This window comes from Streptomyces sp. NPDC014734 (assembly GCF_043083325.1).
Taxonomy (GTDB): Bacteria; Actinomycetota; Actinomycetes; order Streptomycetales; family Streptomycetaceae; genus Streptomyces.
This window is the reverse complement of sequence record NZ_JBIBYN010000002.1, coordinates 33,314-53,498: the sequence shown is the minus strand read 5'-3', so window position 1 is coordinate 53,498 and position 20,185 is coordinate 33,314. Positions and strand designations below refer to the sequence as shown.

General features: G+C 70.5%; 14 protein-coding genes and 4 tRNA genes. 11 read left to right on the top strand and 7 right to left on the bottom strand.

Annotation, left to right across the window (positions count from 1 at the left end):
* Positions 1–107: 107 nt before the first annotated feature.
* The 3 genes from ACF1CT_RS04165 (at position 108) to purM (ending at position 4,036) form a co-directional block, all read left to right on the top strand.
* Positions 108–908, top strand: a complete 801-nt coding sequence (locus ACF1CT_RS04165) for a sterol carrier family protein (RefSeq protein WP_391782210.1) — start codon at positions 108–110, stop codon at positions 906–908.
* Between the two features lie 468 nt (positions 909–1,376).
* Positions 1,377–2,903 carry an amidophosphoribosyltransferase gene (purF, locus tag ACF1CT_RS04160; RefSeq protein ID WP_391782209.1) on the top strand — a complete coding sequence of 509 codons (1,527 nt, stop codon included), beginning with the start codon at positions 1,377–1,379 and terminating at the stop codon, positions 2,901–2,903.
* A 59-nt stretch (positions 2,904–2,962) separates the two neighbouring features.
* On the top strand, positions 2,963–4,036 hold the full coding sequence (purM, locus tag ACF1CT_RS04155; protein ID WP_391782208.1) for a phosphoribosylformylglycinamidine cyclo-ligase: 1,074 nt from the start codon (positions 2,963–2,965) through the stop codon (positions 4,034–4,036).
* A gap of 356 nt (positions 4,037–4,392) precedes the next feature.
* Here purM and ACF1CT_RS04150 read toward each other — a convergent pair whose 3' ends face one another.
* Positions 4,393–4,644 carry a DUF3073 domain-containing protein gene (locus tag ACF1CT_RS04150; protein ID WP_391782207.1) on the bottom strand — a complete coding sequence of 84 codons (252 nt, stop codon included), beginning with the start codon at positions 4,642–4,644 and terminating at the stop codon, positions 4,393–4,395.
* 312 nt (positions 4,645–4,956) lie between these two features.
* The gene (locus tag ACF1CT_RS04145) at positions 4,957–6,039 is read right to left on the bottom strand and encodes a Leu/Phe/Val dehydrogenase (protein ID WP_391782206.1); all 1,083 of its coding nucleotides are present in this window, start codon (positions 6,037–6,039) and stop codon (positions 4,957–4,959) included.
* A 173-nt stretch (positions 6,040–6,212) separates the two neighbouring features.
* On the opposite strand from ACF1CT_RS04145, the gene ACF1CT_RS04140 reads away from it, so the two are divergent.
* Positions 6,213–7,058 carry a hypothetical protein gene (locus tag ACF1CT_RS04140; RefSeq protein WP_391782205.1) on the top strand — a complete coding sequence of 282 codons (846 nt, stop codon included), beginning with the start codon at positions 6,213–6,215 and terminating at the stop codon, positions 7,056–7,058.
* Positions 7,059–7,617: 559 nt separating this feature from the next.
* Positions 7,618–7,824, top strand: coding sequence for a developmental transcriptional regulator BldC (gene bldC, locus ACF1CT_RS04135; protein WP_003949541.1), 207 nt, complete (start codon positions 7,618–7,620; stop codon positions 7,822–7,824).
* Between the two features lie 1,249 nt (positions 7,825–9,073).
* Here bldC and ACF1CT_RS04130 read toward each other — a convergent pair.
* Together ACF1CT_RS04130 and hrpA are read right to left on the bottom strand one after the other, a co-directional pair.
* Positions 9,074–9,148, bottom strand: a tRNA-Asp gene (locus tag ACF1CT_RS04130).
* A gap of 160 nt (positions 9,149–9,308) precedes the next feature.
* Positions 9,309–13,400: an ATP-dependent RNA helicase HrpA gene (hrpA, locus tag ACF1CT_RS04125; protein ID WP_391782204.1), complete on the bottom strand. Its 4,092-nt coding sequence runs from the start codon at positions 13,398–13,400 to the stop codon at positions 9,309–9,311.
* Between the two features lie 597 nt (positions 13,401–13,997).
* On the opposite strand from hrpA, the gene ACF1CT_RS04120 reads away from it, so the two are divergent.
* The 3 genes from ACF1CT_RS04120 (at position 13,998) to ACF1CT_RS04110 (ending at position 16,307) form a co-directional block, all read left to right on the top strand.
* Positions 13,998–14,333: a hypothetical protein gene (locus ACF1CT_RS04120; RefSeq protein ID WP_391782203.1), complete on the top strand. Its 336-nt coding sequence runs from the start codon at positions 13,998–14,000 to the stop codon at positions 14,331–14,333.
* Between the two features lie 68 nt (positions 14,334–14,401).
* Entirely contained in the window at positions 14,402–15,379 is a 978-nt protein-coding gene (locus ACF1CT_RS04115) for a DsbA family protein (protein ID WP_391782202.1), read from the top strand.
* Positions 15,369–16,307 carry a cytochrome c biogenesis CcdA family protein gene (locus ACF1CT_RS04110; protein ID WP_391782201.1) on the top strand — a complete coding sequence of 313 codons (939 nt, stop codon included), beginning with the start codon at positions 15,369–15,371 and terminating at the stop codon, positions 16,305–16,307. The genes ACF1CT_RS04115 and ACF1CT_RS04110 overlap by 11 nt, the downstream gene beginning before the upstream one ends.
* Positions 16,308–16,345: 38 nt before the next feature.
* Here ACF1CT_RS04110 and ACF1CT_RS04105 read toward each other — a convergent pair.
* The 3 genes from ACF1CT_RS04105 to ACF1CT_RS04095 form a co-directional block, all read right to left on the bottom strand.
* Positions 16,346–16,422, bottom strand: a tRNA-Phe gene (locus tag ACF1CT_RS04105).
* A 22-nt stretch (positions 16,423–16,444) separates the two neighbouring features.
* A tRNA-Asp gene (locus ACF1CT_RS04100) sits at positions 16,445–16,519 on the bottom strand.
* Positions 16,520–16,558: 39 nt separating this feature from the next.
* Positions 16,559–16,631 (bottom strand) — tRNA-Glu (locus ACF1CT_RS04095).
* Positions 16,632–16,803: 172 nt separating this feature from the next.
* On the opposite strand from ACF1CT_RS04095, the gene ACF1CT_RS04090 reads away from it, so the two are divergent.
* The 3 genes from ACF1CT_RS04090 to ACF1CT_RS04080 all read left to right on the top strand — a co-directional run.
* Positions 16,804–17,154, top strand: a complete 351-nt coding sequence (locus ACF1CT_RS04090) for a metallopeptidase family protein (RefSeq protein ID WP_351517974.1) — start codon at positions 16,804–16,806, stop codon at positions 17,152–17,154.
* 258 nt (positions 17,155–17,412) lie between these two features.
* The gene (locus ACF1CT_RS04085; protein WP_391782200.1) at positions 17,413–18,009 is read left to right on the top strand and encodes a hypothetical protein; all 597 of its coding nucleotides are present in this window, start codon (positions 17,413–17,415) and stop codon (positions 18,007–18,009) included.
* A 250-nt stretch (positions 18,010–18,259) separates the two neighbouring features.
* The coding region (locus tag ACF1CT_RS04080; protein WP_391782199.1) for a DEAD/DEAH box helicase at positions 18,260–20,185 on the top strand (1,926 nt) is incomplete at its 3' end.

Here is a 20,185-nt window from a genome sequence, read left to right as displayed (position 1 = left end):
CGTCGCGTTCCACCGGGCTCCACCCCGCTCCACCCCACCCCGCTCCACCCCACTCCGCTCCACCGCGCCGTGCCGACCGTCGTGAACGAGGTCGTAGGCTCCCGGGCATGCCGCCGTCCCGCAAACGCGCCCGCCACTACGACCCCGCCCGGACCCGCGACGCCGTTCTGGCCCAGTTCGCCAACGTCCACGCGGCCGTCCGCGCACTGACGCCCGAACAACTCGCGCTGCCGACCCGGCTCGGGGACTGGACCGTGCGCGAACTGGCCGTCCACCTCGCCATGGCGCTCTCCCACGTCAGCCACGGCCTGGAACTGCCCGAACCCGCCGAGTCCGAGTCCGGCCCGAGCCTCCTGCGGTGGCCGTTCTCACTCGCGGACCGGGCCGCCGCGATCGACGCCGACACCAGGGCGCGGGCCGCGGACCGCACGGACCTCGACACGCTGTACGGGGAGGTCGCCGCACGGTTCCGGGAACGTGTCACGGATGCCCCCGGGGAGCGGTTGCTGACGACCCGGGCCGGTGCCATGAGGCTGGCGGACTTCCTGGTCACCCGGACCATCGAACTCGTCGCGCACACCGACGACCTGAACGAGGCGACCGGGGCCGCCGTCCCGTACGACAGGCAGGCGCTCGCCGCCTGCACCCGGCTGCTCGCCGACTCCCTCGCGGAGAAGGCCCCCGGCGGATCGGTCGAGGTGCGCGTCCCGCCGTTCGCGGTCGTCCAGTGCGTCCAGGGCCCCAGGCACACCCGCGGTACGCCGCCCAATGTCGTGGAGACCGACCCGCTCACCTGGATGCGGCTCGCCACCGGACGCACGGACTGGGCGCGGGCGGTCGACGAGGCGAAGGTCGCCGCCAGTGGCGAGCGCGCCGATCTCGCCTCCCTGCTGCCCCTGATGCGCTGAACGCCCAGCGCCCGCCGTTCACTGCCCGCCGTCCACTGCCTGGCGCCCGCCGCGCCGCCGCAGGTGTGGAGAAGCCTCATACCGGGCGTCCTCGATGTGAGGCTCGCCACGAAACAGCTGTTCGGCCGGAACGTGCGCGGGGGCGGTGACCAGTTCACCGAGCGCCACCGTCCGGTCCGGCCGTCCCGGCACGACGAATGGCCGGAATCATTCGGTCCCCGGCCGCCGATCCGGGCCGTCGCGGCCCCGTGCCCGCCCTGTTCCCCGTTTCGGGACCCCTCCACGGGCGTTCCGCAGCCGTTCCGCAGCCGATCCGCAGTACATCCAGGGCGGGCCATTAAGCGGAATTCGTCACTCCATGGAGTCGCCGGAGTCGGCCCCCGCGCCGCCTCCGGAAGCACGTCCGCAGTGCCCCGATCCGCGATCCCGAATTCGGACCAGTGGTCGACCTCGCCTACACTCGGTTGCGTGCCCCGTGGTGATGGACGACTCAACCACGACCTGCTCCCCGGAGAGAAAGGCCCCCAGGACGCTTGCGGCGTCTTCGGCGTCTGGGCTCCGGGCGAAGAGGTCGCCAAGCTCACCTATTTCGGACTGTATGCCCTGCAGCACCGTGGACAGGAGTCCGCGGGCATCGCAGTGAGCAACGGGTCCCAGATCCTGGTCTTCAAGGACATGGGACTGGTCTCGCAGGTCTTCGACGAAACGTCTCTGGGATCCCTCCAGGGCCATATCGCGGTCGGTCATGCCCGCTACTCCACCACCGGCGCCTCGGTGTGGGAGAACGCGCAGCCGACGTTCCGTGCCACCGCGCACGGCTCGATCGCCCTGGGCCACAACGGCAATCTGGTCAATACGGCCCAGCTCGCCGAAATGGTCGCCGACCTGCCTCGCAAGGACGGCCGTGCCACCCAGGTCGCCGCGACGAACGACACCGATCTGGTGACCGCGCTGCTCGCCGGCCAGACCGACGACGACGGCAAGCCGCTCACCATCGAGGAGGCCGCCGCGAAGGTGCTCCCCGATGTGAGGGGCGCCTTCTCCCTCGTCTTCATGGACGAGCACACCCTCTACGCCGCTCGCGACCCGCAGGGCATCCGCCCGCTGGTGCTCGGCCGCCTGGAGCGCGGCTGGGTGGTCGCCTCGGAGTCCGCCGCCCTCGACATCTGCGGCGCCAGCTTCGTCCGCGAGATCGAGCCGGGTGAGATGGTCGCCATCGACGAGAACGGGCTGCGCACCTCGCGCTTCGCGGAAGCGAAGCCCAAGGGCTGTGTCTTCGAGTACGTCTACCTGGCCCGGCCCGACACCGACATCGCCGGGCGCAACGTCTACCTCTCCCGGGTGGAGATGGGGCGCAGGCTGGCCGCCGAGGCGCCCGTCGAGGCCGATCTGGTCATAGCGACGCCGGAGTCCGGCACCCCCGCGGCGATCGGCTACGCGGAGGCGAGCGGCATCCCGTTCGGCGCCGGTCTGGTCAAGAACGCGTACGTCGGACGGACCTTCATCCAGCCGTCGCAGACGATCCGCCAGCTCGGCATCCGCCTCAAGCTGAACCCCCTGAAGGAAGTCATCAAGGGCAAGCGCCTGGTGGTCGTCGACGACTCGATCGTCCGCGGCAACACCCAGCGCGCGCTGGTCCGGATGCTGCGCGAGGCGGGCGCCGCCGAGATCCACATCCGGATCTCGTCCCCGCCGGTGAAGTGGCCCTGCTTCTTCGGCATCGACTTCGCCACCCGTGCCGAGCTGATCGCGAACGGCATGTCGGTCGAGGAGATCGGCACCTCGATGGGCGCGGACTCGCTCGCCTACATCTCGCTCGACGCGATGGTGGAGGCGACGACGATCGCCAAGCCGGATCTCTGCCGCGCCTGTTTCGACGGCGAGTACCCGATGGAACTCCCGGATCCGGAGCTGCTCGGCAAGCAACTGCTGGAGACCGAGCTGGCGGCAGGCCCTGCGGCGACCGCCGCGTCCGACGCCCTGCGTCGGCCGTGACGTTCCGGCCGTACCCCAGGCCCACCAGCCCCGTATCTCCACACGAAAGATCCCAGGCCATGTCTGAGACAACAGGTGCTTCCTACGCGGCAGCGGGCGTCGACATCGAGGCCGGCGACCGCGCCGTCGAGCTGATGAAGGAGTGGGTGAAGAAGACCCGCCGCCCCGAGGTCGAGGGCCTCGGCGGCCTCGGCGGCTTCGCCGGCCTCTTCGACGCCTCGGCACTCAAGCGCTACGAGCGTCCGCTGCTCGCCTCCGCCACCGACGGCGTCGGCACCAAGGTCGACCTCGCCCGCAAGATGGGCGTGTACGACACCATCGGCCACGATCTCGTCGGCATGGTCGTCGACGACCTGGTCGTCTGCGGTGCCGAGCCGCTCTTCATGACGGACTACATCTGCGTCGGCAAGGTGCACCCCGAGCGGGTCGCGGCCATCGTGAAGGGCATCGCCGAGGGCTGCGTCCTGGCGGGCTGTGCCCTGGTCGGCGGCGAGACCGCCGAGCACCCGGGCCTGCTGGGCCCGGACGACTTCGACGTCGCGGGCGCCGGTACAGGCGTGGTCGAGGCCGACCGCCTCCTCGGCCCGGAACGCATCCGCAAGGGTGACGTGGTGATCGCCATGGCATCCTCCGGCCTTCACTCCAACGGGTACTCGCTCGTCCGCCATGTGGTCTTCGACCGGGCCGGCTGGTCGCTCGACCGCCAGGTCGAGGAGTTCGGCCGCACGCTCGGCGAGGAACTCCTGGAACCCACCAGGATCTACTCGCTGGACTGCCTGGCCCTCACCCGCACGACCGAGGTGCACGGCTTCAGCCACGTCACCGGCGGCGGCCTCGCCAACAACCTGGCCCGGGTCATCCCCGACGGGCTGCACGCCACGGTCGACCGCTCCACCTGGACGCCCGGCGCGGTCTTCGACCTGGTCGGCAGGACCGGTGGGGTCGAGCGGCTGGAGCTGGAGAAGACGCTGAACATGGGCGTCGGCATGATCGCGGTCGTCCCCGCCGAGTCCGTGGACGCGGCCCTGACGACGCTGGCCGACCGGGGCGTCGAGTCCTGGGTGGCGGGTGAGATCACCGAGCGCGGGGAGCGGGCCTCCGGCGCGGAGCTGGTGGGTGACTACGCACGCTAGTGCCGGGAGCGGCACTGGTGCTGCGACCGGGAAGGTTCACCGGCTCGCGACGCACCACACCGGACGCCGCGAGCTTCCCGGCGAACCTTCCCGTTCACAGCTACCGGTGCGGGAGCGGACGAGTGGCCGGGGCGCCCCGGCCACCTCTTCGCCCCGCCCACCACGGGATGCGGCGAAGGTCTGCGGAGTGGGGCGAGGACCCATGGGTGCGGTGAGGGCCCGTGGCCGCGGCGAAGCCCAGCAGGTGCGGCGAGGAGACGCGTCTCCTCGCCAACGCCGAACGAGCGGACCGGATCGGGACAGCACAGAACCCGGTCCGGGGCGGGCCCGGACCGGGTTGATGTGTCAGCGCGAGGTCAAGCGCCGCGGCGCTTTGACGCAGGACCGGACTTGCCGTCCTCGTCCTCGTCCTCGTCGTCGTTGTACAGATCCGCGTACTGTGCGTACGGGTCGTCTTCCTCGTCCTCGAACGGCTCAGCGTTCGGTGGCTGACTTGAAGACGATGCGCCCAGCTCATTGGCCAGACGCGACAGGTCAGTCCCGCCGGTGCTGTATTTCAGCTGGCGGGCGACCTTTGTCTGCTTGGCCTTTGCCCGGCCGCGCCCCATGGCTCGACCCCCTCGGTGACGGGGCTCGACGGCCCCAGAGTCTTGACACGCGTTCATGTTTCAGGACGGACTCTCATCGGAGAGACCGTGCCCGTAGGGCTTTAACGGTACCTGCTTCCGCGGCCATACGGTACGCCGCCCGCATCACACGCCCCGGAAGAGGACCGGCGAGACGCCCTGTCCTCGCTGGTCAACTGCGATTTTAACCTCTTCTCGGCATACGACCCGCCGTCCGGCGTGAGTCTTCTCTCGCCGGACGGCGGGTCGCGGGCCCGTGTGTGACGGGGGTGCCGTGTGACGCCCCCGTCACGGTCAGCTCCGGCGCGCTTCGGCCATTCGCTGCTCGGCGATCCGGTCGGCCGCGGCCGCGGGCGGAATACCATCCGCCTTCGCACGTGCGAATATGGCCAGCGTGGTGTCGAAGATCTCCGTCGCCTTGGCCCTGCACCGCTCGAAGTCGAACCCGTGCAGTTCGTCCGCCACCTGGATGACACCGCCCGCGTTCACCACGTAGTCGGGTGCGTACAGGATCGACCGGTCCGAGAGGTCCTTCTCCACCCCGGGGTGCGCGAGCTGGTTGTTGGCCGCACCGCACACCACCCGGGCGGTGAGCGCGGCGACGGACGCGTCGTTCAGGGCGCCGCCGAGCGCGCACGGGGCGTAGATGTCCAGGCCCTCGGTGCGGATCAGGGCCTCGGTGTCCGCTGCGACGGCGACCTCGGGGTGCTTCTCGGTGATCCGGCGGACCGATTCCTCGCGGACATCCGTGATCACGACCTCGGCGCCGTCCGAGAGGAGGTGCTCGACCAGGTAATGGCCGACCTTGCCGACCCCGGCCACCGCTACTTTTCGGCCACGGAGCGTCGGGTCGCCCCAGAGGTGCTGCGCGGAGGCCCGCATGCCCTGGAAGACACCGAACGAGGTGAGCACGGAGGAGTCGCCGGCGCCGCCGTTCTCGGGGGAGCGGCCGGTGGTCCAGCGGCATTCGCGGGCGACGACGTCCATGTCGGAGACGTACGTGCCGACATCGCAGGCCGTCACGTAGCGACCGCCGAGCGAGGCCACGAACCGGCCGTAGGCCAGCAGCAGTTCCTCGGACTTGATGCGCTCGGGGTCGCCGATGATCACGGCCTTGCCGCCGCCGTGGTCGAGTCCGGCCATGGCGTTCTTGTAGGACATACCGCGCGACAGGTTCAGCGCGTCCGCGACGGCCTCCTCCTCGGAGGCGTACGGGTAGAAGCGGGTGCCGCCGAGGGCCGGGCCCAGGGCGGTCGAGTGGATGGCGATCACGGCCTTGAGGCCGCTGGCACGGTCCTGGCAGAGCACGACTTGCTCGTGTCCCCCCTGATCCGAGCGGAACAGGGTGTGCAGGACGCCGTCTGTCACATCGGTCACTGTGGTGACTCCCAAGTACGAAGCGGCGGAGGACCCTCCTGAAGGTGGGGAGGGCCGTGGACCGGCCGGCAGGCGGGTCCGACGGCATGAGCGTAAGTCCTACGCGGAGGTAGATCCGGCCGGGTGCCGAGGATCACCCCCCGGCGGCGTAGGGGCATGACACGATTCGCTGCATGTCGGTGGTGTCTTCGCTGCTCGTCCCCTACGCGTCCTACCTCCGGGTGTACGAACCGCTCGCCGCCTTCCCGGAGCCGGAACGGAGCCACTGGGCCCGTTACGCCGGGCGCCCGCACCTGCCCACGGCCCAGGACGAACTGCGCCGTTCGCTCGCGGACCTGGTGGCCACGCCACCGGTCGCGGTGCCGGCGCACGAGAGCGGGGACGCGTTCGTCGCCGAGGCGGACGGCGTGACGTGTGTCTGCCCGTGGCGGACGAGGCTGCGCGGCTGGCTGGCCCTGGACGGGCTGGCGGAGATGTTCCCCGGAGCGGTGCTCGACGCGGTGCTGCCTCCGGTGGTGCGCGGCCAGGTACTCGCGGACCACGAGCGGTGGGCGGAGCGCAATCCGGACGCGAGGCCCTGGATCATCACCGCGCTGTGGCAGGTTCCGGTGCGCTGGTTCGTGCTCTTCTCCGACGAGGAGCGGGAGTTCGCGGAGGCGGGCGGGGAGGGCGGGCCGCCGGTGCTGCGTTACCGGACGCCGATGGTCCAGGCCCGGCGCCGACTGGCGCGGGGCCTGCGGACGCTGCGCGAGTCGGTGGACGAGGGCCCGCTGACCGAGGGGCTCGTGGAGGTGGGGCGTTGGCTGGAGGAGTTCCACCCGAGGGCACTGGTGGAACTCGACTACGCCGGCCTGGTGCACGCGCTGCCGGCGGAGCGGCTCGCCGCCGACCGTTCGGCCGCCGACGTGGCCGAGGGGCTGGAGGCGCTGCGGGCCGGGGACGCCGACCGGGCGAGTGAGGCGTACGGTCGGCTGGCGGAGCGCTGGCGGGCGGTAAGAGACCGTCAGTTCGCGAACTGACCGGGGTCTTGTTCGCGTCAGACCCCGTGTGCTGATGCGACACGTGGGAATTCTGAACCCGTGTGCTGTGCGACACGTGGGAATGAAGAGGCGGAAGCGTACTCCAGAAGGCGACAGGACCTACGTCCCGAACCGGGCCTTTGCCTCAAGCGTGACGGATAGCACTAACGGGGCTCTTGCGCCGTTCCCTACTCCTCGTGCCAAAATAGGACAAGGAGTCCCGGGAGGACTCCATCCGTCCAACTAAGGGCGGATTGCTCAGTATTGCACGCTATGGGGGGTCTGGTGACTCCTGATCGCTCTGTGACTGATCGTCACGGCGGTGTGACTGTCCGCTATGGCATGGTCCATCGGCTTCCGTCGCTGATGAACACCTGGGAGGGCAATTCCATCGGTTTGGCCGACGTGGCTGGACGGATGGTGTAGTTGTAGTGCCGAGGACAAGCCGTTCGTCCTATAACCGACTCGGCCCGCGTCCGCCATTTCGGGCAACGTGGGTCAAGGTGCAGAATTTAGAGGAAAGAACCGAGATGGTTCGGTTCTCCCGAGGAGGCCGCTCATGACCGCTCGCACACCTGATGCCGAGCCGCTGCTGACCCCGGCTGAGGTTGCCACGATGTTCCGCGTGGACCCGAAGACGGTTACCCGCTGGGCAAAGGCGGGCAAGCTCACGTCCATCCGCACACTCGGTGGACACCGCCGGTATCGCGAGGCAGAGGTCCGCGCACTACTTGCGGGTATTCCGCAGCAGCGCAGCGAGGCCTGACACCCCTGTCGTCGCGCAACAACTGGGCTTTTGGGTCCCCCAACCCGCACATGCCCACCCATAGCTCCACATGACGGGCGCCTGCCCCAACGGGCGCCGCACCTGTGCGATACGGGTACGTCGTGCGATCGTGCCGCACTCCGCCGGGTCCGGCACGATCTTGTTTTGACGCGCTCCCGCCCCGAGGTCCTCCACCGGGGCGGGAGCGCGCTTTTTCGTGCGCTGTCCCGGGGGTCCGGAGGAGCGTTGGAAACCGGGCGTCCGGTTGGCTCCGGCGGCTCCGTCCGGGGTGGCTCACCCTATCCGGACGGAATCGTTCCGCGCTGTCCCGGGGGGAGGGATCCGGAAGGCCGGGGTATCCCGCACCAGCTCCCGAGTGGATTCCGCACCGCGTTCGCGGTCCTCCTTCGGTGCTCCCGTCAGGGTGGTGCAATTGCACATATTAAATTCGCCAGTTGTAGGAAGGGTGTAAAGTCACCACTTCATAAAACTTCTTCAGTGACTCCCGTCACACGGTTCGAGTCTTGCCAAGTACGACCCTGCCACTCGCGGAACACGGAATGGTGCGCCGTTGGTCACTCGGGCAAGGGACTTTCGTCCCTGCCTCGCTTCCCGGACGGTTGCCCCCCGGAGGTCCTGGGCGCCTCTCTGACGCCTCGTGCGCGCGGCGGACGGTTTCGGGGCGTCGAAGCGCTCCGTGGCCCGTGGGCGCCCCCGGAGCGGGGTCCCTGGGGGTTCCTGCGGGTCGATGGCGGGTCGCCCTCGTGGGGAGCGGGGGCGGGGCCGTGGCAAAAGGCGGCGCGGCGGTCCGGAACGGCGGTCGCCGGGCACGGGGGCGGCCGGCGGAGGCGGTTGCCGTCCGCGGTGGTTGCCGTTCGCCGGTCGGTCGGTCGGTCGGTCGGTCGGTCGTGCGGCGGCGGCCGGTCGGTCGTGCGGCGGCGGCCGGTCGGTCGTGCGGCGGCGGCCGGGCGTGCGGGTCGCCTGCCCGGCGAGGGGAAAGGGGCGTGCGGCCCTCGTCGTGGACGGGCGCGGCCCGCTGACGGCGTACCGGGCGAGTGTCCGCCCGACTGCCGCGTGGCGGAGGTCGGGTGCCGGTTCCCGTGCGCCGCTGCCGCTTGCTGTGCGCCGCTTGCCGCGTGCTGCTGCTGGTGGCGGAGTTCGCGCGTTGTCGCCCGCTCGCGCGTCGGCGGTTGCTTCGGGCCGAGACGCGCGAAAGCCCGGATCCATTGGATCCGGGCTTTCTTCACTGCGGTCCTGACGGGATTTGAACCCGCGGCCTCCACCTTGACAGGGTGGCGAGCACTCCAAACTGCTCCACAGGACCAGGTTTTCGCTGCTTCGCCTTGCGGCTGGCTGCGAAGACAGACTGTACAGCAGGTCGGAGGGTGCGGTCGACTTCACCGAAGGTGGCCGCACCGTCACGCGCCCAACGCCCGCCGAGGAGGCCCCGGAGAGCCCCGGGAAGGCCGCGGGGCGCCCCCGATTCAGGGTGCCGCGGCGTCGATCGCCTTCACGATGCGCTTGTCGGAGACCGGGTATGCCGTTCCCAGGGCGTGGGCGAAGTAGCTGACCCGGAGCTCCTCGATCATCCAGCGGATGTCCAGGACCTCCTGCGGAACGGGCCTGCCCTGCGGCAGCTGTTCCAGCAGCCAGGCGTACTCGTCCTGCATCTCGTGGACCTTCTCCATGCGCGTGGTGTCCCGCTGGGCGGCCGTCGGCATCTGCTGGAGCCTGCGGTCCGCGGCGACCAGATAGCGCATCAGGTCGGGCAGCCTGCGCAGCCCGGTGGACGTGACGAAGCCCGACGGCATCAGGGCCGCGAGCTGGTCGCGCACATCGGTGACGTTGTCCACCAGAACCAGGCTGTTGGTCGCCTTCAGCCGCCGCTCGCAGGACTGCCAGGCGGCCAGCACCTGCTGCACCTGCTTGACCGCGTGCTCGGTCAGCGCCACCAGGTCGGCGCGGACCTTGTCGTACAGCTTCCGGAACGACTCCTCGTCCCAGGCGGGGCCGCCGTGTGCGCCGATCAGCCGGTCGGCGGCGGCAGTGGCGCAGTCCTCGAAGAGCGCCTGGATGGAGCCGTGCGGATTGCGGGACAGCGCGAGCTTCTGCTGGTTCGTCAGCTTGTCGGAGGCGAACTTCGCCGGGTTCACCGGCACGTTCAGCATGATCAGTTTCCGGGTGCCGAGCCACATCGCCCGCTGCTGCTCGGCCTCGGTGTCGAAGAGGCGAACGGCGACGCTGTCGCCCTGGTCCACCAGGGCCGGATAGGCCTTCACCGGCTGTCCGGCCCGCCGCGTCTCGAAGACCCGGTTCAGTGTGCCGATCGTCCAGTCCGTGAGGCCCGAACGCTCGATGGACTCGCCCGAGGGGCCCGCACCGGCCGCGGCGGCCTTGGAGAGCGCCTGACGGGCCCTGGGGCGGAGTTGGAGCCTCAGCGCCTCCAGGTCCTTGTCCTCGGCCACCTTGCGGCGCCGTTCGTCGACGATCCGGAAGGTGATCCGCAGGTGGTCCGGGATGCGGCTCAGGTCGAAGTCGGCCGCGGTGACCGGCACGCCGACCATCCGCTGGAGCTCGCGCGCCAGCGTGACCGTCAGCGGTTCCTGCGGTGGCACCGGGCCGCCGGAGGCGGACGGGACCGCCCGGTCCAGGAACTTCTCCGCGTAGTTCGGCGCGGGGACGTAGTGCCGGCGTATCGGCTTGGGGAGCGACCGGATCAGCTCGGTGACCACGTCCTCGCGCAGGCCCGGGATCTGCCAGTCGAAGCCCTCGTCGGTGACCTGGTTGAGCACCTGGAGCGGAATGTGGACGGTCACGCCGTCCGCGTCGGCACCGGGCTCGAACTGGTACGTCACCCGGAACTTGAGCTGCCCCTGCCGCCAGGAGTCCGGGTAGTCGTCCTTGGTGACGGCCCCGGCCTTCTCGTTGATGAGCATCGAGCGCTCGAAGTCCAGCGCGTCCGGCTCGTCCCGGCGCTTGTGCTTCCACCAGGAGTCGAAGTGCGCACCGGAGACCACGTGCGCGGGGATGCGCTGGTCGTAGAAGTCGAAGAGGGTCTCGTCGTCCACGAGGATGTCGCGGCGCCGGGCGCGGTGCTCCAGCTCCTCGACCTCGCCGAGCAGCTTGCGGTTGTCGTGGAAGAACTGGTGGTGCGTCCGCCAGTCGCCCTCGACAAGGGCGTTGCGGATGAACAGGTCGCGGGAGGTCTCGGCGTCGATACGGCCGAAATTGATCTTGCGCTGGGCGACGATCGGAACCCCGTACAGCGTGACGCGCTCGAACGCCATCACCGCCGCCTGGTCCTTCTCCCAGTGCGGCTCGCTGTAGGTGCGCTTCAGCAGGTGCTGGGCCAGCGGCTCGATCCACTCCGGCTCGACCTTGGCGTTGACCCGGGCCCACAGCCGTGACGTCTCGACCAGCTCGGCCGACATCACGAACCGCGGCTGCTTCTTGAAGAGCGCCGACCCGGGGAAGATCGCGAACTTGGCGCTGCGGGCGCCCAGGTACTCGTTCTTGTCCGTGTCCTTCAGACCGATGTGCGAGAGCAGCCCGGACAGCAGCGAGACGTGCACCGACTGCTCGGGCACGTCCGTGTCCGCCGAGGACTCCTTGACCTCGATGCCCATCTGCTTGGCGACCGTGCGCAGCTGCGCGTAGATGTCCTGCCATTCGCGGATGCGCAGGAAGTTCAGGTACTCCTGCTTGCACATCCGGCGGAAGCTGGAGGAGCCGCGCTCCTTCTGCTGTTCGCGGATGTACCGCCACAGGTTCAGGAAGGCCAGGAAGTCGGAGGTCTCGTCCTTGAAACGGGCGTGCTGCTGGTCGGCCTGGGTCTGCTTCTCGGAGGGCCGCTCGCGCGGGTCCTGGATGGAGAGCGCGGCGGCGATGACCATGACCTCGCGGACGCAGCCGTTGCGCTCGGCCTCGATGACCATGCGGGCCAGGCGCGGGTCGACGGGAAGCTGAGAGAGCTTCCGGCCGAGCGGGGTGAGCCGCTGCCCCTTCTTCCCGGCGGGCCCGCCGGCGGACTTCTCCGCGGGTCTCTTCCCGGACCTGTCCCGGGGCCTCTCCCCGGCGCCCTCCGCGGGCCTCTCGCCGACGCCTTCCTCCGGCTGCTCGCCGGGATGCCCGTCGGGAGAGCGCTGGTCGCCCCGCTCCAGAGCGCCGAGCTCCTGGAGGAGCTGGATGCCGTCGCGGATGTTGCGGTGGTCCGGCGGGTCGATGAAGGGGAACTTCTCGATGTCACCGAGGCCGGCCGCGGTCATCTGGAGGATGACGGAGGCGAGGTTGGTCCGCAGGATCTCGGGGTCGGTGAACTCCGGACGGGTCAGGAAGTCGTCCTCGGAGTACAGACGGATGCAGATGCCGTCCGAGGTACGGCCGCAGCGGCCCTTGCGCTGGTTGGCGCTGGCCTGCGAGACCGGCTCGATCGGCAGTCGCTGGACCTTGGTGCGGTGGCTGTAGCGGGAGATCCGGGCGGTGCCGGGGTCGATCACGTACTTGATGCCGGGGACGGTCAGCGAGGTCTCGGCGACGTTCGTCGCCAGCACGATCCGCCGACCGGTGTGGCGCTGGAAGACACGGTGCTGCTCGGCGTGCGAGAGACGGGCGTAGAGGGGGAGTACCTCGGTGTGGCGGAGGTTCCTCTTGTTCAGCGCGTCCGCGGTGTCGCGGATCTCGCGCTCGCCGGAGAGGAAGACCAGGACGTCGCCGGGGCCCTCGGAGTGGAGCTCGTCGACGGCGTCGCAGATCGCGGTGATCTGGTCCCGGTCGGCGTCGTCGCCGTCCTCCTCCAGCAGCGGGCGGTAGCGCACCTCCACCGGGTACGTGCGCCCGCTGACCTCGACGATCGGGGCCTCGCCGAAGTGGCGGGCGAACCGCTCGGGATCGATCGTCGCCGAGGTGATGACGACCTTCAGGTCCGGTCGCCGGGGCAGCAGCCGCGCCAGGTAGCCGAGCAGGAAGTCGATGTTCAGCGAACGCTCGTGGGCCTCGTCGATGATGATCGTGTCATAGGCGCGCAGCTCGCGGTCCGTCTGGATCTCGGCGAGCAGGATGCCGTCCGTCATCAGCTTCACGAACGTCGCGTCGGGGTTCACCTGGTCGGTGAAGCGGACCTTCCAGCCGACCGTCTCGCCCAGCGGCGTGTTCAGCTCCTCGGCGACGCGTTCCGCGACCGTGCGGGCCGCGATCCGGCGCGGCTGGGTGTGCCCGATCATGCCCCGGACGCCGCGCCCCAGCTCCATGCAGATCTTCGGGATCTGCGTGGTCTTGCCCGAGCCCGTCTCCCCGGCGACGATCACGACCTGGTGGTCGCGTATCGCCTCCAGGATCTCGTCCTTCTTCTGACTGACCGGGAGCTGTTCCGGATACGACACGGCGGGCACCCGCTCGGCGCGCAGCGCGAGTCGCTCGGCGGCCCTTCCGGCCTCGGTGGCGATCTCGTCCAGTACGGCCTGCCGGGCCTCGGGCTTGCGGATGCGGCGCGCCCCTTCGAGGCGGCGGCCGAGCCGGTGCGCATCACGGAGCGAGAGCTCTTCGAGCCGGGACTGGAGATCGGCGAAGGAAGTAGACATACGGACCCCAGGATCTCACCCGGGCCCGAGGAACGGCGAACCCATTTCGTGCGGTCCGGGTCACTCCGGAGGCACCGCACGGATGCGCGGGATCACAGCACGTACCATTTCGGGCAGCCGGCCAACCGTCGTCCGTCCGCAGCACCAGGTTCGTCGCCCGCCGTTGGCCGGGCTCGTCCGTTCCACTTGTCGCCCACCCGTTGTCCCGCTTGTCGCACCGTTCTCGTTGCACCGTTTGTTGCCCTGTCCGCCGTCCCTGTCCGCCGCTCCTTTCCCGGAAGGCCGGTCGCCGTGTCCGTGTCCCGTACGCAGTGGTGCTGCCTGCTGGCGGTGCTCGGGGTGGTGCTGGGGCTGTTCTGCGGACCGGGGACGATGGGGTCGGCCGGTGGTGCGCGTGCGACGGCGGTGGCGTTCGCGAGCGAGGGTCCCATCGGACCGTCCGCCGGGACTGACGGGACTGACGGGACTGACGGGACTGACGGGACTGAAAGACCCGGTGCGGTCAACGGGGCTGACGGGACTGACGGGACTGAAAGGCCCGGTGCGGTCAACGGGGCTGACAGGGCTGACGGGGCTGAAAGGTCCGGTGCGGCTGGAGTGGCCGACGGGGCCACCGCGGCCGACACCGTGCGGCCGGACGTCCAGGCCCCGGCCCTGACGGCGGTACGGCATTACGTCCCGGTCCCGGCCCTGGCCACAGCCCCGGACCCGCACTCGGTCCCGGGCTGCGGCAAGAGCAGGAAGCACGAGGACGGCGAGCCCGCCCTGCCGGGACGGGCCCGTACGGCCCACGACCAGGCACCCGGTCTCGCCGGGTGGGGGCTGCCCGCCGTCACCGGACCGGCCCTGTTCCACCCGCCCGTCCGGATGGAACCGCGGGGCCCGGCGGCCGCCGCGCCCAGTCTGACGGAGCTCTCCGTACTGAGGGTGTAGAGGCTGCCCGACCGGCTGTCCTCACCCCTTCTCCTTCCTTCTTCCGCACCACCAGTACGGAGTCCCGCATGTCCAAGCCCAAGCCCAAGCCCAAGCCCACGGCCACGTCCAAGCCCAAGCGCACCGCCACATCCGTTCCCGCGTCCGGGGCGTCGTCGCGCACGCCGTCGTCCAGGAAGCCGTTGCTGTACGGGGCCGGAGTCGTGCTCGCCGCGGCGGCGCTCGGTTTCGTCTCCTACCGGGCCACCGCCCCCGACCACTCGGGCTCCTCGTCGTCCGCCTCCTCGTCGGCCGCCGACGTCACGGCGGAACCGGACGCCGGTGTCTACCCCGAGCTGGAGAAGCTCGCCCGCCGCGACGCCGGTGACGCGCTCGCCCAGGGCCGGGCGGACGCGCCCGTCGTCCTCATCGAGTACGCCGATTTCAAGTGCGGCTACTGCGGCAAGTTCGCCCGCGACACCGAGCCCGCCCTGGTGAAGAAGTACGTCGACAACGGCACCCTGCGCATCGAATGGCGCAACTTCCCGATCTTCGGCGCCGAATCGGAAGCCGCCGCCCGGGCGGCGTGGGCGGCCGGACAACAGGGCCGCTTCTGGCAGTTCCACCGTGCCGCGTACGCCGACGGGGCCAAGGAGAAGGGGTTCGGCAAGGCCCGGCTGAAGGAGCTCGCCCAGCAGGCCGGCGTCGCGGACCTCGACCGGTTCGTCCGTGACGCGGACAGCCCGGCCGCCTCCGCCGCGGTGAGCAAGGACCAGGAACAGGGGTACGGCATCGGAGCGACCTCCACCCCGTCGTTCCTGATCAACGGCCGCCCGATCGCGGGGGCCCAGTCGACGGACACCTTCACCCGGGCCATCGAGACGGCGGCGGAGAAGGCCCGGGCCACCGAGGACGCGAGGAACGGCACCGGAACGGCCGGCGCCGGCAAGGGCGAAACCGGCACCGGAACCGGGAAGGCCGGCCCCGGGGCCGGCACCGCGGCCGATGGTGCCGAGCCGGACGGCAGCAAGTCCGACGGCGCAGGGGCGGCCCGAAATGACGGCTGACATCGGCTACTTCGCGGCCTTCCTCGGAGGCCTGCTCGCCCTGGTCAGTCCGTGCAGTGCCCTGTTGCTGCCGGCCTTCTTCGCGTACTCCATCGACTCCACCTCGCGCCTTCTGGCCCGCACCGGCATCTTCTACGCGGGCCTCGCCACCACCCTGGTCCCGCTCGGCGCCGCCGGCTCGTACGCCGGACGGCTCTTCTACAGCCACCGCGACGCGCTCGTCCTCGGCGCGGGATGGCTGATCATCGCGCTGGGCATCGCGCAGATCGTCGGCCTGGGCTTCGCCTCGCGCCGGATCGCCGCCCTCAGCGGCCGGATCCGCCCGACCACCGCCGTGTCGGTGTACGCGCTGGGCGCGGTATACGGACTGGCCGGTTTCTGCGCGGGGCCCATCCTCGGCAGCGTCCTCACCGTGGCCGCGGTCAGCGGCAGCCCGGTCTACGGCGGACTGCTGCTCGCCGTCTACGCCCTGGGCATGGCGGTCCCGCTCTTCCTTCTCGCCCTGCTCTGGGAACGCTTCGACCTGGGCCGCCGCGCCTGGCTGCGCGGCCGTGCCTTCCGGCTCGGCCGTTTCGAACTGCACACCACGACGCTGCTGTCCGGGCTCTTCTTCATCGGACTCGGTGTCCTGTTCCTGGTGTACGACGGGACGACCGCGCTGCCCGGGTTGCTGGGCGTGGACGAATCGTTCGCCGTCGAGCAGTGGGCCCAGCGGGTCGGGGAGCACGTGCCGGACGCGACGGCCCTGGTGGCCGTGGTCGCGGTGGTGCTGCTGGTCCTGGCGGTACGGGCGTGGCGTGGCAGGGGCACGCCCGGTGGGAGCGGTTCGAACGCCCCGAACGGCCAGAGCGCTCCGCACGGTTCGAACGATGCGGCGGACACCGCCGTCGTCGCCGATGCGAACGCGGTGGACCGGGAAGAGACCTGATACGACGAAGGCCCCGTCCACCGGACGGGGCCTTCGGGTGGTGGCTGGGGCCGGGATCGAACCGGCGACCTATCGCTTTTCAGGCGATCGCTCGTACCAACTGAGCTACCCAGCCACGCAGCTCACAAGGGCTGCAGCGGTCCTGACGGGATTTGAACCCGCGGCCTCCACCTTGACAGGGTGGCGAGCACTCCAAACTGCTCCACAGGACCAAGCTAATGTGCGAGACAAGTCTCGCACACGGTAAAGCGTGCCCCCAACGGGATTCGAACCCGTGCTACCGCCTTGAAAGGGCGGCGTCCTGGGCCACTAGACGATGAGGGCTAAGGGCCCACCTGCGCGCTTTCCAGCGCGTCGGGGACGTGAGAAGCATATGGGATGGCGGCGGGTATCGCCAAAACGGTTTACGGCGAGGTCGGCGGAGGGGTGTTCGGGCCGTTCGTTCGCATCGGGGCGGCCCGGGGCGGCCCGGGCGGGCGTACGGGACAATGGCGGGGTGCTGGAGATGACGCGCGAGGAGTTCGAGGAACTGGTCGCCGAGGCGTTGGACCGGATTCCGCCGGAACTGACACGGCTGATGGACAACGTCGCGGTGTTCGTCGAGGACGAACCGGATCCAGCCGATCCGGAACTGCTCGGCCTGTACGAAGGAACGCCGCTGACCGAGCGCGGCGAGTGGTACGCGGGGGTGCTGCCGGACCGGATCACCATCTACCGCGGGCCGACACTGCGGATGTGCGAGTCGCGCGAGGACGTCGTCGCGGAGACCGAGATCACGGTCGTTCACGAGATAGCCCACCACTTCGGCATCGACGACGAGAGGCTGCACGCACTCGGCTACGGATGATCCCGCGCCGGTACTCCGGTCCTTCTGGTGGTCCCCCGGTCCGCCGGTCCGCCAGTTCGCCGGCCTTCCGGTCCGCCGGTCCGCCGGTTCGCCGGGGGAGATCTGCCCGGGAGAGCCGGGGGCGTGAGCGGGAGCGGAGGGCGGCGCTGGAGGCGCGCGGACCGGATCGGGCGTGTCCCCGGCGGGGCAACGGGAGTTGGGTACGTCATCACGTCGCTTCCCCGCTTCGCCTCTCCCCGTGCCCCGGAGGTGCTGTCCGTGCGCCAGTTGTCCGTTCCCGTCCGATGGGCGGCCGTCGTCGCAGTGACGGCCGCCGCGTCCGCAGGCTGCATGAGCGTCGGCGACGACGGCGACAAACCGCCGAGGACGCCGACGGCCGAGCCGAGGGGGAGCGCGGCCGTACCGGACGGAGGCACCGTGTCCGGCACGGGCACCGTCCGGTCGGGCGGCGGCCGTGCCGAGGCGCACTCCGAACGGGAGGCGGCCGAGTCCCCCGACCCCGGTGAGTCGAAGGCGTCCTCGGTTCCGTCCGAGGCGCATCCCCGGACGGAACACGGCGAGGCGGGCGAGCCGGCGGAGCCGGGTGTCCCGGGCCCGGGACACGGCGGCGGGAGGCCGGAGCCCTCGGCCGTGGAGCCGGGCCCGGGGACTCCGCAGCGGCCCGAGTCGCCGTCGCCGTCCGAGCCGCCCGCCCCCGAGCCCCCGGCCTCCCCGGATCCCGAGGGGCCCGCGGGCCCGTCACCGCAGCCGTCCGCCTCGCCCGCGGCCGAGTTCCGCGCCTACGCGATGAGCCTGCCGGGCGGTCCGGCGGCGCTGCGGACACCGGAGGCATCGCCGCAGGTGGAGCCCGCTTGATCGGGGGGAGACCAGCGGCCGGGTGGGGCCGGTTTGCGCAAGGTGGGGGTGAGTGCGTATGGTGGTAGATCGTTTGATCCCATTGCCCGGCGCCGAAACAGAAGCGCGCCGTGTGGCGCGTACTCTCCCTTGCCGTGGCTGGACCGCATTGAGGCGGTCGAAATTGCGAATCACGGAGTTACGGGCGCGTGCCGAGACTCCGGAAGGTTTCGCATTTCGCATGTCAATTTCCAGTTCTGACCGCACCGTCATGTCCGAGAACGACGAGCTGGTCGAGGTCGCGGCAACCGTCGTGGCCGAGCCGACGAGGTCCGTGGAGTCCACCGACCCCACGTCCTCCACCGGGTCCACGTCCGCCGCGGACCTCGGCGACTCCGTGAAGGACGACGCCCCTCGCGGGGAGCGGACCGACTCCGTCTCCACCGACGAAGAGGCCGAGGCCGAGGAGAAGGCCGAGCCGAAGGTCACCTTCGGCGATCTGGGGCTGCCCGACGGCATCGTCCGCAAGCTCGCGCAGAACGGTGTGACCGAGCCCTTCCCGATCCAGGCCGCGACCATCCCGGACGCCCTGGCCGGCAAGGACATCCTGGGCCGCGGCCGTACCGGCTCCGGCAAGACGCTCTCCTTCGGTCTGCCGACCCTGGCCGCCCTTGCCGACGGCCACACCGAGAAGAAGAAGCCCCGCGCGGTCATCCTCACCCCGACCCGTGAGCTCGCCATGCAGGTGGCGGACGCCCTTCAGCCGTACGGCGACGTGCTCGGCCTGAGGATGAAGGTCGTCTGCGGCGGTACGTCGATGGGCAACCAGATCTACGCGCTGGAGCGTGGTGTCGACATCCTCGTCGCCACCCCGGGCCGACTGCGCGACATCATCAACCGGGGCGCCTGCTCCCTGGAGAACGTCCAGGTCGCCGTCCTCGACGAGGCCGACCAGATGTCCGACCTGGGCTTCCTGCCCGAGGTCACCGAGCTGCTCGACCAGGTTCCGGCCGGCGGCCAGCGCATGCTCTTCTCCGCGACGATGGAGAACGAGATCGGCACGCTGGTCAAGCGCTACCTGGACAACCCGGTGAGCCACGAGGTCGACAGTGCCCAGGGCAACGTCACGACCATGACGCACCACGTCCTCGTCGTGAAGCCGAAGGACAAGGCGCCGGTCACCTCCGCCATCGCCGCCCGCAAGGGCCGCACCATCATCTTCGTCCGCACCCAGCTGGGGGCCGACCGCATCGCCGAGCAGCTCGTCGAGGCGGGCGTCAAGGCGGACGCGCTGCACGGCGGCATGACGCAGGGCGCCCGTACCCGGGTGCTCGCCGACTTCAAGGACGGTTACGTCAACGCGCTCGTCGCGACCGACGTCGCCGCCCGAGGCATTCACGTCGACGGGATCGACCTGGTGCTGAACGTGGACCCGGCCGGTGACCACAAGGACTACCTGCACCGCTCGGGCCGTACCGCCCGCGCCGGCAAGTCCGGTGTCGTGGTCTCGCTGGCGCTGCCGCACCAGCGCCGTCAGATCTTCCGCCTCATGGAGGACGCGGGCGTCGACGCCTCCCGTCACATCGTGGGCGGCGCGGGTGCCTTCGACCCGGAGGTCGCCGAGATCACCGGCGCCCGTTCGCTGACCGAGGTCCAGGCCGACTCCGCCGCCAACGCCGCCAAGCAGGCCGAGCGCGAGGTCGCCGAGCTGACCAAGCAGCTGGAGCGCGTCCAGCGTCGCGCCGGTGAGCTGCGCGAGGAGGCGGACCGTCTCGTCGCCCGTGCCGCGCGTGAGCGTGGCGAGGACCCCGAGGTCGCCGTCGCCGAGGTTGTCGCCGAGGCGGAGGCCGCGGTCGAGGCCGCCGTCTCCGTGCCCGAGCAGCCCGCGGCCCGGGACGACCGCCGCGACGACCGCGGAAACTTCGAGCGCCGCGACAACCGCGGCGGCGACCGCGGTGGATACCGCGGTGGCAACGACCGTCGTGACGACCGTGGCGGGGACCGTGGTTTCCAGCGTCGTGATGACCGTTCGTCCGGTGGTTTCCGTCGGGACAACGACCGTCCGTCGTTCAACCGTGACCGTCGCGACGACCGCGGTGGTGACCGTCGTGACGACCGTGGTGGGGACCGTGGTTTCCAGCGTCGTGATGACCGTTCGTCCGGTGGTTTCCGTCGGGACAACGACCGTCCGTCGTTG

Coding starts and splice junctions, on each gene's coding strand:
- ACF1CT_RS04165 (WP_391782210.1), top strand. CDS start 108: ATGCCGCCGTCCCGCAAACGCGCCCGCCACTACGACCCCGCCCGGACC.
- purM (WP_391782208.1), top strand. CDS start 2,963: ATGTCTGAGACAACAGGTGCTTCCTACGCGGCAGCGGGCGTCGACATC.
- ACF1CT_RS04150 (WP_391782207.1), bottom strand. CDS start 4,644: ATGGGGCGCGGCCGGGCAAAGGCCAAGCAGACAAAGGTCGCCCGCCAG.
- ACF1CT_RS04140 (WP_391782205.1), top strand. CDS start 6,213: ATGTCGGTGGTGTCTTCGCTGCTCGTCCCCTACGCGTCCTACCTCCGG.
- bldC (WP_003949541.1), top strand. CDS start 7,618: ATGACCGCTCGCACACCTGATGCCGAGCCGCTGCTGACCCCGGCTGAG.
- hrpA (WP_391782204.1), bottom strand. CDS start 13,400: ATGTCTACTTCCTTCGCCGATCTCCAGTCCCGGCTCGAAGAGCTCTCG.
- ACF1CT_RS04115 (WP_391782202.1), top strand. CDS start 14,402: ATGTCCAAGCCCAAGCCCAAGCCCAAGCCCACGGCCACGTCCAAGCCC.
- ACF1CT_RS04110 (WP_391782201.1), top strand. CDS start 15,369: ATGACGGCTGACATCGGCTACTTCGCGGCCTTCCTCGGAGGCCTGCTC.